Origin of the sequence: Pseudomonas sp. V98_8 (assembly GCF_029967975.1) — a bacterium.
GTDB classification, from domain to species: Bacteria; Pseudomonadota; Gammaproteobacteria; order Pseudomonadales; family Pseudomonadaceae; genus Aquipseudomonas; species Aquipseudomonas umsongensis.
This window is the reverse complement of sequence record NZ_JASCAE010000048.1, coordinates 66,887-79,818: the sequence shown is the minus strand read 5'-3', so window position 1 is coordinate 79,818 and position 12,932 is coordinate 66,887. Positions and strand designations below refer to the sequence as shown.

Sequence of the window (12,932 nt, the reverse complement as noted above, 5' to 3'; positions counted from 1 at the left end):
ATCCGTGGAGCGGGATGCTTAATAGTTGAAAGTCTTGACCAGCAGCAGGTCACCGATTGCGCGCAGGGGCACGATGAAGGTTTCGCGTTTTTCGTCGACGGTGTTTTCGTTGAGCACCAGGTTGATTTGCGACGTAATGACCTCGTTCTGATTGCTGGTCTCATCGAAGTTATAGCCGCCGCTACCGAAGTTGCCCCAATAGTTGACGTAAACCAGATAGGTGCCATGCAGCGGCGCGGTCATGGTGAACATTTCCGGGCCGGGGCCGTCGACGCCGTCCGGGTCGAGGCCACCGCCATTGCTCATCGCCGGCCGAGCCCAGAACGCGTGCTGGCCGTCGGGCGTGACGATGTGCAGGTCGAGTTCGGCTTTCGGGTCGTCCCACCCCAACACCACGCGAATCCGCGCGGGCGTGCGCAGGTTATTGGCTTCATAGAACTGCACGCGCTTGAGCGGCTGGCCTTCGGCACTGCGCACTTCGACGCTGTTGGAACCGGCGCCGAACGCATAGGGCCGGGCGAAACGACCCTGGTCGTCGGTGTACAGGTTCAGTGGGTTGCCGTTGACCGCCAGCGTGTGGGGCCCGCGCTGGGTGCCGATGGCCTTGAGCTGGCCCTGGATCATCGTGCGATTGCGCTGCACGCCACGGTCGATGGGTGGCGTGGGATAGGCGACTTGCGGATTTTCCGTGCGGTCCAGCAAACCGTTGAAGCGCCAGCCGCCCACCGGTTCCGACAGCTCGGCACTGGGCGCGGCCAGGGCGGGCGCACAGGCCCAGCCGATCAGCAGCAAAAGAAATGAGCGCATGTAATGCCTCCTGCCATGCATGACGAAACCTTGCGCCTGATCCTCGGCGCGTTACAGATGCGGACACTGCGTTTCGTCTGAAACCCATGAATTGCGAGTCTTAACGGCGCGAAGGTTAGTCGTTCGTCTGCATCCTCACAATCAGATCAGTCCTGGAATGCGGTACAAATCACGGTTGTGGTGCCCAACTCTGTAGGAGCGAGCCTGCTCGCGAAAAACCCGAAGACACCGTTGGGCATCTGGTTCCACGCGTTTTCATTCACGACCATCGCGAGCAAGCTCGCGCCTGCAGTGCCATCGAGCCTCAGGGAAACGGCGGCCGAAATACCTTGCTCATTTGCCCATAAACCCCCTATCTGCTAGTGTCGCGCCGGTTTAACGTCAACCGGAAATCGCCGCCATGGCCCGCAAAAAAGCTGCACTGGATTTCGAACAGTCCCTCGCTGACCTGCAAACGCTGGTAGAGCGTCTGGAGAATGGCGAATTATCGCTGGAAGACTCGCTGGCCGCTTTCGAGCAAGGCATCGGCCTGACCCGCGATTGCCAGGCGGCGCTGGCCCAGGCCGAGCAAAAGGTTCAAGTGTTGCTCGAGCGTGATGGCGAGTTGGCCGAGGAACCCTTCGACGCGGATCAACCAGAATGATTGCAGCGTATTCAGCGACCAGCCAGGCCCGCGTCAACGCCGCCATGGAAACCCTGTTCATCGCGCCAGGCCCTGAGCTGGCGCGCTTGTACGACGCCATGCGCTACAGCGTGATGAACGGCGGCAAACGGGTGCGACCATTGCTGGCCTACGCTGCGTGCGAAGCGCTGGGCGGCAAGGCGGAGCAAGCCAACGGCGCGGCCTGCGCGGTAGAGCTGATCCATGCCTATTCGCTGGTGCACGACGATTTGCCGGCCATGGACGATGACGATCTGCGCCGCGGCCAGCCGACAACGCACAAGAAGTTCGATGAAGCCTGCGCGATCCTCGCTGGCGATGGCTTGCAGAGCCTGGCGTTCAGCGCCCTGCTCGACCCACGCCTGAGCAACGTCGATGCCGAGATCCGCCTTGAAATGGTCAGCACACTGGCATTGGCGGCAGGTCCGGCGGGCATGGTCGGCGGCCAGGCCATCGACCTTGGCTCGGTGGGCCTGAAGCTCGATCAGCAGGCGCTCGAATACATGCACCGGCACAAGACCGGCGCGCTGATCGAAGCCAGCGTCAAGCTCGGCGCCCTGGCCAGTGGTCGCGCCGAAAAGGACGAACTCAAGTCCCTGCAGACTTATGCACAGGCCATCGGCCTGGCATTCCAGGTCCAGGACGACATTCTCGACGTCGAGAGCGATACCGAAACCCTGGGCAAACGCCAAGGCGCCGACATTGCCCGCGACAAGCCGACCTACCCGGCACTGCTCGGCCTGGACGCCGCCAAGGCCTACGCCCTGGAACTGCGCGATCAGGCACTGCATGCGCTGCGACCGTTTGACGCGGCTGCCGAGCCCCTGCGTGAACTGGCCCGCTACATCGTCGAGCGACGCAACTGACGGCGAATCCGCCAAAAAAGACCAACGCGTGGGCAGGGGCCGATGCATCAGGTAAACTGCCGCATCTTTTATACCTATAACGATTCGCCTGATGCCCACGACGTTTCATGAGATTCCCCGCAAGCGCCCGACCACGCCCCTGCTCGACCGCGCGAATACGCCGGACGGCCTGCGCCGGTTAGGCGAAGCCGAGCTGGAAACCCTGGCCGATGAGTTGCGCCTGGAATTGCTCTACACGGTCGGTCAGACCGGTGGGCATTTCGGTGCAGGTCTGGGCGTCATCGAGCTGACAATCGCGTTGCATTACGTTTTCGACACCCCGGACGACCGGCTGGTGTGGGACGTGGGTCATCAGGCTTATCCCCACAAGATCCTCACCGGTCGTCGCGAGCGCATGGCCACCCTGCGCCAGAAAGACGGGGTCGCCGCCTTCCCGCGTCGTTCCGAGAGCGAGTACGACACCTTTGGCGTCGGCCATTCCAGCACGTCGATCAGCGCAGCCCTGGGCATGGCGATTGCCGCCCGTCTGCAAAACAGTGATCGCAAGGCGATTGCCGTGATCGGCGACGGCGCACTGACGGCCGGCATGGCGTTCGAAGCGCTGAACCACGCGCCGGAAGTGGACGCCAACATGCTGGTGATCCTCAACGACAATGACATGTCGATCTCGCGCAACGTCGGCGGTTTGTCGAACTACCTGGCGAAGATCCTTTCCAGCCGTACCTACGCGAGCATGCGCGAGGGCAGCAAGAAAGTCCTGTCGCGCCTGCCCGGCGCCTGGGAAATCGCCCGTCGCACCGAAGAATACGCAAAAGGCATGCTGGTGCCCGGCACGCTGTTCGAAGAGCTGGGCTGGAACTACATCGGCCCGATCGATGGCCACGACCTGCCAACCCTGATCGCTACCCTGCGCAACATGCGCGATCTCAAGGGCCCGCAGTTCCTGCACATCGTCACCAAGAAAGGCAAAGGCTTCGCCCCGGCTGAGGTCGACCCGATCGGTTACCACGCCATCACCAAGCTCGAACCTGTCGATGCGCCGGCCAACCCGCCGAAAAAAGCCAGCGGGCCGAAGTACTCCGGTGTGTTCGGTGAGTGGCTGTGCGACATGGCGGCTGCCGACCCACGCCTGGTCGGGATCACCCCGGCAATGAAGGAAGGCTCGGACCTGGTGGCCTTCAGCGAGCGGTTCCCGCTGCGCTACTTCGACGTGGCGATTGCCGAGCAACACGCCGTGACCTTTGCGGCCGGCATGGCCTGCGAAGGCGCGAAGCCGGTGGTGGCGATCTATTCGACCTTCCTGCAACGCGGCTACGACCAGTTGGTGCATGACGTCGCGGTGCAAAACCTCGACGTGCTGTTCGCCATCGATCGCGCCGGCCTGGTGGGCGAAGACGGTCCGACCCACGCGGGCAGCTTCGACCTGTCGTTCCTGCGCTGCATACCCGGCATGCTGGTGATGACCCCGAGCGACGAAAACGAACTGCGCAAGATGCTCTCGACCGGTCATCTGTATAACGGCCCGGCTGCCGTGCGTTACCCGCGCGGCAACGGCCCGAATGCAACCATCGAGAAAGACCTCGAGCCGATCGAAATCGGCAAGGGCGTGGTTCGCCGCCAGGGTAGCAAGGTCGCCCTGCTGGTGTTCGGCGTGCAACTGGCCGAGGCGCTGAAAGTCGCCGAGACGCTGGACGCGACCGTGGTCGACATGCGCTTCGTCAAACCGCTGGATGAAGAGCTGGTTCGCGAAATCGCTGGCAGCCACGAGCTGCTGGTGACCGTCGAAGAAAACGCCATCATGGGTGGTGCCGGCGGTGCGGTCAGCGAATTTCTCGCTCGCGAGAACATCCTCAAGTCGATGCTGCACCTGGGCTTGCCGGACATTTATGTCGAACACGCCAAGCCGGCGCAAATGCTGGCTGAGTGTGGGCTGGATGAAGCCGGGATCGAGGCTTCGATCCGCGAGCGTCTGCAACTGTTGACCCTGTAAACCCGATATCACACCTGTAGGAGCCGGCTTGCTGGCGATGGCATTTTCAAGGACGCCATCGCCCCCCCCCCCCCCCCCCCCCCCGGTTCCTACAGGGACTGTGTACTCCTGCGCGTCTACGAAAAAAATATGAATATCTCTCGCCTCGCCCTGGCACTGACCCTGCTGCCAGCCGGCCCAGTGCTGGCCGACACCTTCGAACGCGACCAGGCCCTGAAGCTGCCCGACGTACTGATCAGCGCCAACCGCCAGGTCGAGGCGCGCAACGACAGCAGCGCCGCCAACACGGTCTTCACCCGCGAAGACATCGACCGGCTGCAACCCAACAGCGTCACTGACCTGCTGCGCCGTGTACCGGGGGTGCAAGTGGCACAAACCGGCGGGCGCGGCAGCCTGCCGGGAATTTACATTCGCGGCACGCAGTCGGCCCAGAGCCTGGTGCTGGTGGACGGCCAGCGGATCGGCAACTCGTCCTCCGGCGACAGCAACCTGCAACACATCAACATCGACCAGGTCGAGCGCGTGGAAGTGCTGCGCGGCTCCCGTTCGGTGATCTACGGCAGCGATGCGATTGGCGGGGTGATCCAGATCTTCACGCGGCGTGGCAGCGACCCCGGCCTGCAACCCAGGCTGCATATGGGGTTTGGCAGCAACCAGACCTGGGAGCGTAGCCTCGGCTTGTCTGGTGGCGATGAGCAGACCCGCTTCAACCTCGGCGCCAGCCTGGATGAAACCGCCGGGATCGATCGCACCCATGAGTCGTATCCCAGCGACAGTGATCACGACGCCTACCGCAACAAATCCCTGAGCCTGAGCGTGAGTCACGCCCTCAGCGACGACGCCGAGATCGGCGCCAACCTGCTGGATAACCGGGGCAAAAGCGAATTCGACAATCCGTTCGGTCGCTTCGACCTGAACACCTTCGAGTCAGTCCAGCAGCAGCCCTACAACGAATTCGACGTGAGCAGTGTCAGCAGCTACGTCGACGCACGAGTCAACGAGCTGTGGAAAACCCGCGTCGAGTTCGGCCACAGCGAAAACCGCGAGAAGACGTTCGACAAGCTCAGCGATGAGCGCAGCGTGTTCAATACCTACCGTGACTCGGTGAACTGGCAGAACGACCTGACACTCAACCAGCGCAACAGCCTGATCCTCGGCGGCGACTGGTACGAAGACCGGGTCAACAGCAGCACAGCGTTCGACGAAGACAGTCGCTGGAACCGTGCAGCATTTGTCCAGCATCGTTATCAGGCTGACAGCTTCTCTACCGAACTGGGCCTGCGCCGCGACCAGAACCAACAGTTTGGCGGCCAGAACAGCTGGAGCGGCACCTTCACCCTGCCGCTAAACCCCGACAACGACGTGCTACTGACCTACAGCGAAGGTTTCCGGGCGCCGACCTTCAACGACCTGTACTACCCCGACTTCAGCAACCCGGACCTCAAACCCGAGACCTCGAAAAGCTATGAGCTGCAATGGCGCAGCCAATTGACCGAGAGCAGCCGCCTGGAAGCCTCGCTGTACCGCACAGACCTCGAAGACGCGATCATCTTCGGCAGCAACTCACGGCCAGAGAACGTGGCCTCGGCACGCATCAACGGCTTTGAAGCAACATTAAGACAGGAACTGTTCGGCTGGCAGAGCAACCTCGGCGTGGCGATTATCGACCCGCGGGACCGCGATACGGGGCATACCCTGGCCCGTCGCGCACGTCGCACATTGAGCTGGGATCTGGATCGACAGTTCGACCGCCTGGGCCTGGGCGCCAGTTGGCAAGCTGTGAGCAGCAGCTATGACGACCTGAACAATCAACAACCATTGGGGGGTTATGGATTGCTGGGGTTGCGCAGCAGTTGGGCACTCAATCGAGCGATCAGCCTGGAGCTTAAGGTGGACAACCTGCTGGACAAAGGTTACAGCCGGGCACTCTACAGCCATGAAGGCAGCCAGTACGGATATCGCGAGGAAGGTCGGGCGTGGGTGTTTGGGGTGACTTGGACCCCGGAGCTCTGATGGTGTCCGGGTTGGCCTCTTCGCGAGCAAGCCCGCTCCCACATTCGATCTGTGTCGTACACGAACTCTATGCCTGAACTCGGTCTAGTGTGGGAGCGGGCTTACCCGCGAAGGCCGCACCTCGGTCTCAGCGGTCAGGTGCAATCTCGCGGCACAACTTGGCCGTCGCGTCGACCATCTGCCCGCTCGGTCGCTCCAGCCCCTTGTCCGTGACCAACCGCAACTGCCCCTGCCGCACCGCCGCCACCTGCGGCCATGCCTTCCACGCATCAAGTTGCGCCTGATCACCGGCCAGAATCACCTCGGGATCGCGCTGCAGGACCGCTTCGACACTGATTTGCGGCGCGGGGAGTGTCTGGTCGCCGAATACGTTTTGCGCCCCACAGACTTCAAGCGCAGCGCTGATGATCTGCCCTCCGCCTACGGTGTATAGCGGCTTATCCCAGACTTGGTAGAACACACGCAACGGCTGGTCCCGCCGATAGCGTTGACGCAGCTGCGCCAGGCGTTGACGCAAATCGTTGGCCAATACCGCCCCACGCTCAGGCCGCCCGAGTTGCGAGGCAATGGCTTCGATCTGTGCGGTGAGTTGCGCGAAATCATGGGGTTCAGCGACGTACGTCGGGATGTTCAAGCGCTTGAGTTGTTCACGCTGGGCGGGGCCGACACTGCCGGGCCAGAGCAGCAACAAATCAGGCTTGAGGCTGAGCAAACGTTCCATGTCCAACTGGCCGTAGCGCCCCACGGAGGGCAAGTCCTTGAGTTCAGCGGGACGCTCACCGGCATCCAGCACGCCGACCAGCAAGTCGGCCGAACCCAGTTCGACGACCATTTCAGTGAGGGACGGAGCGAGGCTGACAACCCGTTCGACCGCCATGGCCGAGCCGCTGATCGCCAGCAGCAAAACCGCCAGCCAGACAGGGCGCATCAACCGAGCTGACGTGGAATTCGGTAGAGGTAGAACAGCACCGCGGTTGACAGCGCCAGCAGCATCAGCGGCACCGCTTCGAGACCGACAAACACCGCCAATGCACCGATCCAGGCCGGCAGGCCGGCTGCGAGGAACGCCGTGCGCCGCTTGGCCGCCAGGCGGATCCAGGCACCAGGCTCTTCAGGGGTATCGAGGGCTTTCTGGGTGGCGATCAACGCATGTTTATAGCCGCCAAAAAACTTCAGGCTGACAAACATCGAGGCGACACCGGCGATGAACAACGGCATTGCCAGAACCGGCAGTATGGCTTCACCCTGGCCAAACACCGCGTTGATCACGAACAGCGGCAACAAGGCCAACGCCAGGTATTGCCACCAGCTGACGGACAGTCGCCGCCGTACCTGGCCGCGCGTCACGCCCGGTCTACCTCGCCCTGATGTTCATTACCCATCATATGGTCGAGTTTGCTGGCCTTGGTTGCCAGGTAGAGTTTGTTGTGCGGATTGTGACCCGTGTGCAGCGGCACGCGCTCGGCAACCGCGATGCCCATGTCGGTCAAGGCTTTGACCTTGCGTGGGTTGTTGGTCATCAGGCGCAGGGATTTCACCCCCAGGTGCTCAAGCATCGGCAGGCACATGGCGTAATCGCGCTGGTCGGCGGCAAAGCCCAGGCGCTCGTTGGCCTCAACGGTGTCGGCACCGCCGTCCTGCAGCTCATAGGCGCGGATCTTGTTCAGCAGGCCAATGCCACGGCCTTCCTGGCGCAAATACAACAATACGCCCCGACCTTCACGAGCGATGGCCTGCAGCGCAGCCTCAAGTTGCGAGCCGCAGTCGCAACGCTGACTGAACAAGGCGTCGCCCGTCAGGCACTCGGAGTGCAACCGACCGAGTACCGGGGCACCATCGGCGATCTCACCCAGGCTCAGCACGACGTGCTCGCGGCCGGTGGCCTCATCGAGAAAGCCGTGCATGATGAATTGCGCAAAAGGCGTTGGCAGCTTGGAAGCGGCGACAAAAACGACAGGCACCGGTGTGCTCCTGATCTAAAAGTCTGAAGATTCGCAGGCCGGCATTGTAACAGCAGGTTCCAACCGACGCTTAGGCTGAATTATCGGCCATAACGATCAAAAAGTTTGATCTCTGCAGGAGCTGCCGCAGGCTGCGATCTTTTGATTTTGTATTTTAAGATCAAAAGATCGCAGCCTGCGGCAGCTCCTACAGGTTATTCCTCATCGAACGGGTAGGGTTGTTTCCAGCGCTCGAAGATCGGTTTGAGCTCTCCGCTTTTAACCAACTGCGCCATGCGTTGGTCGAACAACACCATCAGGCTGCGGGCCGTCGGGGTCTTGGCAAAGCACAGGTACAACGGTAATTCGGCGATATGCGTGCGGCGGAACTGGGAAGGATCCTTTGCCCGACTGAGCACCCAATCGACTTCGGTCAGTGCGTCTATGTAGAAGTCGGCGCGGTTCTGCGTCAGCATCGAAACGATGCCAGTACGACGTAGTACTTCGTTGTAGCGACGGACATTGGGCAGATAATGTTGGTAATCGTAGCCACGCACCCACGCCAGACGGTAATTGCCCAGGGTTTGCGGGGTCGGTTGCGGGCTGCTGGCCAGGCCCAGGGCGTAGATATGGTCGGTATCGAAGTTCCAGTGCGGATAAAGCACATCGCTGGATTCTTCATGGTAGGAACCGACACATGCATCGACTTCACCCCGCTCGGCCAGGCCCATCGAGCGCACATAGGGTTCGCTGCGGATGTCCAGCTTTACCCCCGCCGGCTCGAAGATCTTGCGCAACAGGTCCCAACCCAGGCCGTGGCCGTCGGCAGCGGTATAGTCTTCCCAGTCTTCGCTGGCCAGATGAATCACGGACGGCGTGGGGGTTGCTTCCTCCGCCTGGGCGAGTGCACCAAATACCGCCAACACCATCGCTACCCACCAGCGTCGAGCCATCCCTAGTTCTCCCAATTAATCCCTCAGGCGAAAATCCATACCAGCCCCTGCATCGCCAACCACGCAAACACTCCAGCCAACACGTCATCGAGCATGATACCAACGCCTCCGTGCACATGCCGGTCAACCCAGTGAATCGGCCACGGCTTGAGGATGTCGAAGAAGCGAAACATCAAGAATCCTGCCAGCAGCCACTGCCAACCTTCCGGCACCAGCCACAGGGTGATCCACATTCCGACCATCTCGTCCCAGACGATACCTTCGTGGTCGTGTACCCGTAAATCATCGGCCACCTTGCCGCACAGCCAGAAGCCGAACAGCATGGTAATGCCCAGCATCAACCAGTAACCCCAGTCGGGCAGCATCTGCCATAACGGGATAAAGGGTAGCGCAACCAGCGACCCCCAGGTGCCCGGAGCCTTTGGCAAGGTGCCCGAGCCAAAGCCGAACGCCAGGAAATGCCAGGGATTGCGCCAGACCGATGGCGGTACGAACTCCGCCGGAACCTGTTTGGGGTGATCTGTCACGGTGTCTCCCGAAAATGTTGGTAGCCCCGGGTTTGCGGGGTGATGTCCTTGCCGTCGGCGTCCAGCAGCGTCACGCCCTGCCCTGCTACCACCCGCCCGACCACATGGATCGGCCAGCCGTCGGCCAGCAACAGCGGCAATTCGACAGACGGTAGGGTGAAAGCCAGTACGTAGTCGTCGCCGCCACTCAGGGCCGCAACCTGTGCGTGCGCCAGTCCAAGAAAATCGACCAGGCTTTGCGACAGCGGCAAGCGATCTCGCTCGACTTCGATGCCGACCTTCGAGGCCAGCGCGATATGCCCGCAATCCGCGAGCAGACCATCGGAGATATCCAGGGCCGAAGTGGCCTTGCCACGCAGCGCCTGACCCAATCCAAGCTGCGGTTGCGGCGACCAGTAATGCGCCAGCAGCGGCTCGGCAATGCGCGCTTGGGCCGTGCGCTGGCCGAGCACCAATGGCAAGGCACCGGCGGCATTGCCAAGGTTGCCGCCCACACACAGCAGGTCGCCCGGCCGCGCACCGCTGCGGGTCAGCGCCAAACCACCCGGCACGCGCCCGAACACCGTCATGGTCAGGCTCAGCGGCCCGCGGGTGGTATCGCCGCCCACCAGCGCCACGCCGCAGCTCGACGCCATAAGGTTCAAACCACGGGCATAAGCCTGCAACCAATCGGCGGTCACCGTCGGCAAGGTCAGGGCAAGGGTAAAGGCAACGGGCGTGGCGCCCATGGCAGCCAAGTCGCTGACCGCCACGGCCAGCGAGCGCTGACCGAGCAGGAATGGATCGCAGGGGTCGGCGAAATGTACGCCGGCCACCAGGGTATCGGTAGAAATCGCCAACTGCTCCCCGGGAGGAACAGCCAGCAAGGCACAGTCATCGCCAATCCCGAGGGCAACGCCTTCACCGCCCTGCGCACAAGGCGCGGCGGCGAAGAAATTGCGGATCAGCTCAAACTCGCCCATGGCTTCGTGTCGACATTCCAAGCGCCAATCAGCGCTTGAACGCCTTCACTTCAGCTTCACGCAGACGCGGGGCCAGCTTGTCGAGCACACCGTTGACGAACTTGTGGCCATCGGTAGAACCAAAGACCTTGGCCAGTTCGATCCCTTCGTTGATCACAACGCGATACGGGACGTCGACACGCTTGAGCAGCTCCCAGGTGGACAGGCGCAGAACCGCCAGTTCAACCGGGTCCAGCTCTTCGATGGTCAAGTCCAGGCAAGGCTTGAGCGCGGTGTCGATTTCGGTCTTGAACTGCGGAACCCCGTGCAGGATTTCGCGGAAATACGCACCATCGACATCGGTGAAATCGTTATCGACCCGGAACTGTGCTTCGATCTCGTTCAGCGATTGCTTGGCCATGTGCCATTGGTACAGCGCCTGAGTCGCGAGCTGACGGGCTTCGCGACGCTTGACGCTTTTCGATGGCTTGCCAGCATCCGCAGGTTTTGGATCGCGCGGGTTGAAACGATCGCTTTCGTCGCTAATCACTTGGCCTCCAACTGCGCCAGCAGGCTGACCATTTCCAGAGCGGACAGGGCAGCTTCGGCACCTTTGTTCCCGGCCTTGGTGCCGGAACGTTCAATGGCTTGCTCGATGGAATCGACGGTCAGGACGCCGAAAGCGACCGGTACGCCGAACTCCATGGACACCTGGGCCAGGCCCTTGGTGCACTCGCCAGCCACGTATTCGAAGTGCGGAGTACCGCCACGAATGACCGCGCCCAGGGCGATGATTGCCGCGAACTCGCCCTTCTGAGCGACTTTCTGCGCAACCAGCGGAATTTCGAAGGCGCCAGGGGCGCGGATGATGGTGATGTCGCTTTCGCTCACGCCATGGCGAACCAGGGCATCAACAGCACCGCTGACCAGGCTTTCAACGACGAAACTGTTGAAACGGCCTACTACCAAAGCATAGCGGCCTTTAGGGGCGATGAAGGTACCTTCGATGGTCTTCAGGGTCATTCGATAGATCTCTTAAAGAGCCGGGACGCGTCTCGTACGCGCCCCTCGGTGATATTTGAACCGCGAATTCAAGGCCGGAAACAACCGGTCATTATTCGGAGGGCACGTATTCTACAACTTCCAGATCGAAACCGGATATCGCATTAAATTTCATCGGTGCCGACATCAAGCGCATTTTGCGTACGCCCAGGTCGCGCAGGATCTGCGAACCGGCACCCACGGTGCTGTAGGTGGTCGGTTTTTTCACCGCCGCGTGGTCTGCGGTTTCGCGGATATGCGCCAGTAACACGTCGCCATCGAGCGGGTGTCCGAGCAACAGCACCACGCCGCTGCCGGCCTCGGCAACCGCGGACATGGCGGCGCGCAGGCTCCAGCGGCCCGGCTGCTTGACCATCAGCAGGTCGCGCAGCGGGTCCATATTGTGCACGCGCACCAGGGTCGGTTCTTCGGCGCAGACATTGCCCAAGGTCAGGGCCATGTGCACGTCACCTTCCACGGAATCACGATAGGTCACCAGGTTGAATTGGCCCAGTTCGCTGTCCAGAGGCTGCTCGGCAATCCGCTGAACGGTACGTTCGTGGATCATCCGGTAGTGAATCAGGTCGGCGATGGTGCCGATCTTGATGTTGTGTTCAGCCGCAAAGGCTTCCAGTTCGGCACGACGGGACATGGTGCCGTCGTCGTTCATCACTTCGCAGATCACCCCGCTCGGCTCGAAACCGGCCATGCGCGCCAGATCGCACGCGGCTTCAGTGTGGCCGGCGCGGGCCAGGGTGCCGCCGGCCTGGGCCATCAGCGGGAAAATGTGGCCGGGACTGACGATGTCTTCAGCCTTGGCATCACGGGCGGCAGCCGCTTGCACGGTGCGCGCACGGTCGGCGGCAGAGATGCCAGTGGTGACGCCTGTGGCCGCTTCGATCGATACGGTGAACTTGGTGCCGAAACCGGAGCCGTTGCGCGGAGCCATCAGTGGCAGCTTGAGCAGTTCACAGCGCTCGCGGGTCATCGGCATGCAGATCAGGCCACGGGCGTGCTTGGCCATGAAGTTGATGTGTTCGGCCTGACAGCACTCGGCGGCCATGATCAGGTCGCCTTCGTTCTCGCGGTCTTCGTCATCCATGAGGATGACCATCTTGCCTTGGCGGATGTCTTCAACCAGTTCTTCGATGCTATTGAGCGCCACAAGGCACCCCCATTCTTTTAGAAATTGA

14 protein-coding genes are annotated in these 12,932 nt (G+C 61.7%); 4 read left to right on the top strand and 10 right to left on the bottom strand.

The features are described from left to right. Positions 1 to 18: 18 nt before the first annotated feature. Positions 19 to 807, bottom strand: a complete 789-nt coding sequence (locus QLG10_RS16075) for a DUF2135 domain-containing protein (protein WP_110755063.1) — start codon at positions 805 to 807, stop codon at positions 19 to 21. A 400-nt stretch (positions 808 to 1,207) separates the two neighbouring features. On the opposite strand from QLG10_RS16075, the gene QLG10_RS16070 reads away from it, so the two are divergent. From QLG10_RS16070 to QLG10_RS16055, 4 genes are all read left to right on the top strand, one after another. Then, complete coding sequence (locus QLG10_RS16070) at positions 1,208 to 1,450, top strand: exodeoxyribonuclease VII small subunit (protein ID WP_007970180.1); 243 nt, start codon at positions 1,208 to 1,210, stop codon at positions 1,448 to 1,450. Continuing rightward, on the top strand, positions 1,447 to 2,334 hold the full coding sequence (gene ispA, locus QLG10_RS16065) for a (2E,6E)-farnesyl diphosphate synthase (RefSeq protein WP_110755062.1): 888 nt from the start codon (positions 1,447 to 1,449) through the stop codon (positions 2,332 to 2,334). The genes QLG10_RS16070 and ispA overlap by 4 nt, the downstream gene beginning before the upstream one ends. Before the next feature lie 91 nt (positions 2,335 to 2,425). Continuing rightward, the gene (dxs, locus tag QLG10_RS16060) at positions 2,426 to 4,324 is read left to right on the top strand and encodes a 1-deoxy-D-xylulose-5-phosphate synthase (RefSeq protein WP_248676932.1); all 1,899 of its coding nucleotides are present in this window, start codon (positions 2,426 to 2,428) and stop codon (positions 4,322 to 4,324) included. Positions 4,325 to 4,453: 129 nt separating this feature from the next. Continuing rightward, on the top strand, positions 4,454 to 6,337 hold the full coding sequence (locus tag QLG10_RS16055) for a TonB-dependent receptor (protein WP_282487664.1): 1,884 nt from the start codon (positions 4,454 to 4,456) through the stop codon (positions 6,335 to 6,337). Positions 6,338 to 6,464: 127 nt separating this feature from the next. Here QLG10_RS16055 and QLG10_RS16050 read toward each other — a convergent pair whose 3' ends face one another. The 9 genes from QLG10_RS16050 to ribBA all read right to left on the bottom strand — a co-directional run bounded on the left by QLG10_RS16050 (position 6,465) and on the right by ribBA (position 12,904). Further along, on the bottom strand, positions 6,465 to 7,265 hold the full coding sequence (locus QLG10_RS16050) for a cobalamin-binding protein (protein WP_110755059.1): 801 nt from the start codon (positions 7,263 to 7,265) through the stop codon (positions 6,465 to 6,467). Next, positions 7,265 to 7,684: an MFS transporter gene (locus QLG10_RS16045; RefSeq protein ID WP_110755058.1), complete on the bottom strand. Its 420-nt coding sequence runs from the start codon at positions 7,682 to 7,684 to the stop codon at positions 7,265 to 7,267. The genes QLG10_RS16050 and QLG10_RS16045 overlap by 1 nt, the downstream gene beginning before the upstream one ends. After that, on the bottom strand, positions 7,681 to 8,298 hold the full coding sequence (gene ribA / locus QLG10_RS16040) for a GTP cyclohydrolase II (RefSeq protein ID WP_008059515.1): 618 nt from the start codon (positions 8,296 to 8,298) through the stop codon (positions 7,681 to 7,683). The genes QLG10_RS16045 and ribA overlap by 4 nt, the downstream gene beginning before the upstream one ends. A gap of 194 nt (positions 8,299 to 8,492) precedes the next feature. After that, on the bottom strand, positions 8,493 to 9,230 hold the full coding sequence (locus tag QLG10_RS16035; RefSeq protein ID WP_282487663.1) for a transporter substrate-binding domain-containing protein: 738 nt from the start codon (positions 9,228 to 9,230) through the stop codon (positions 8,493 to 8,495). A 23-nt stretch (positions 9,231 to 9,253) separates the two neighbouring features. Continuing rightward, on the bottom strand, positions 9,254 to 9,757 hold the full coding sequence (locus QLG10_RS16030; RefSeq protein WP_008059518.1) for a phosphatidylglycerophosphatase A: 504 nt from the start codon (positions 9,755 to 9,757) through the stop codon (positions 9,254 to 9,256). Next, complete coding sequence (gene thiL / locus QLG10_RS16025) at positions 9,754 to 10,719, bottom strand: thiamine-phosphate kinase (RefSeq protein ID WP_188265183.1); 966 nt, start codon at positions 10,717 to 10,719, stop codon at positions 9,754 to 9,756. Before thiL ends, QLG10_RS16030 begins: the two co-directional genes overlap by 4 nt. Positions 10,720 to 10,747: 28 nt before the next feature. After that, positions 10,748 to 11,248 (bottom strand): transcription antitermination factor NusB, encoded by a 501-nt coding sequence (gene nusB, locus QLG10_RS16020; protein ID WP_008000432.1) that lies wholly within the window; start codon positions 11,246 to 11,248, stop codon positions 10,748 to 10,750. Continuing rightward, positions 11,245 to 11,721, bottom strand: coding sequence for a 6,7-dimethyl-8-ribityllumazine synthase (ribE, locus tag QLG10_RS16015; RefSeq protein ID WP_003228649.1), 477 nt, complete (start codon positions 11,719 to 11,721; stop codon positions 11,245 to 11,247). Before ribE ends, nusB begins: the two co-directional genes overlap by 4 nt. A 91-nt stretch (positions 11,722 to 11,812) precedes the next feature. Then, positions 11,813 to 12,904, bottom strand: coding sequence for a bifunctional 3,4-dihydroxy-2-butanone-4-phosphate synthase/GTP cyclohydrolase II (ribBA, locus tag QLG10_RS16010; protein ID WP_020796278.1), 1,092 nt, complete (start codon positions 12,902 to 12,904; stop codon positions 11,813 to 11,815). Positions 12,905 to 12,932 lie beyond the last annotated feature (28 nt).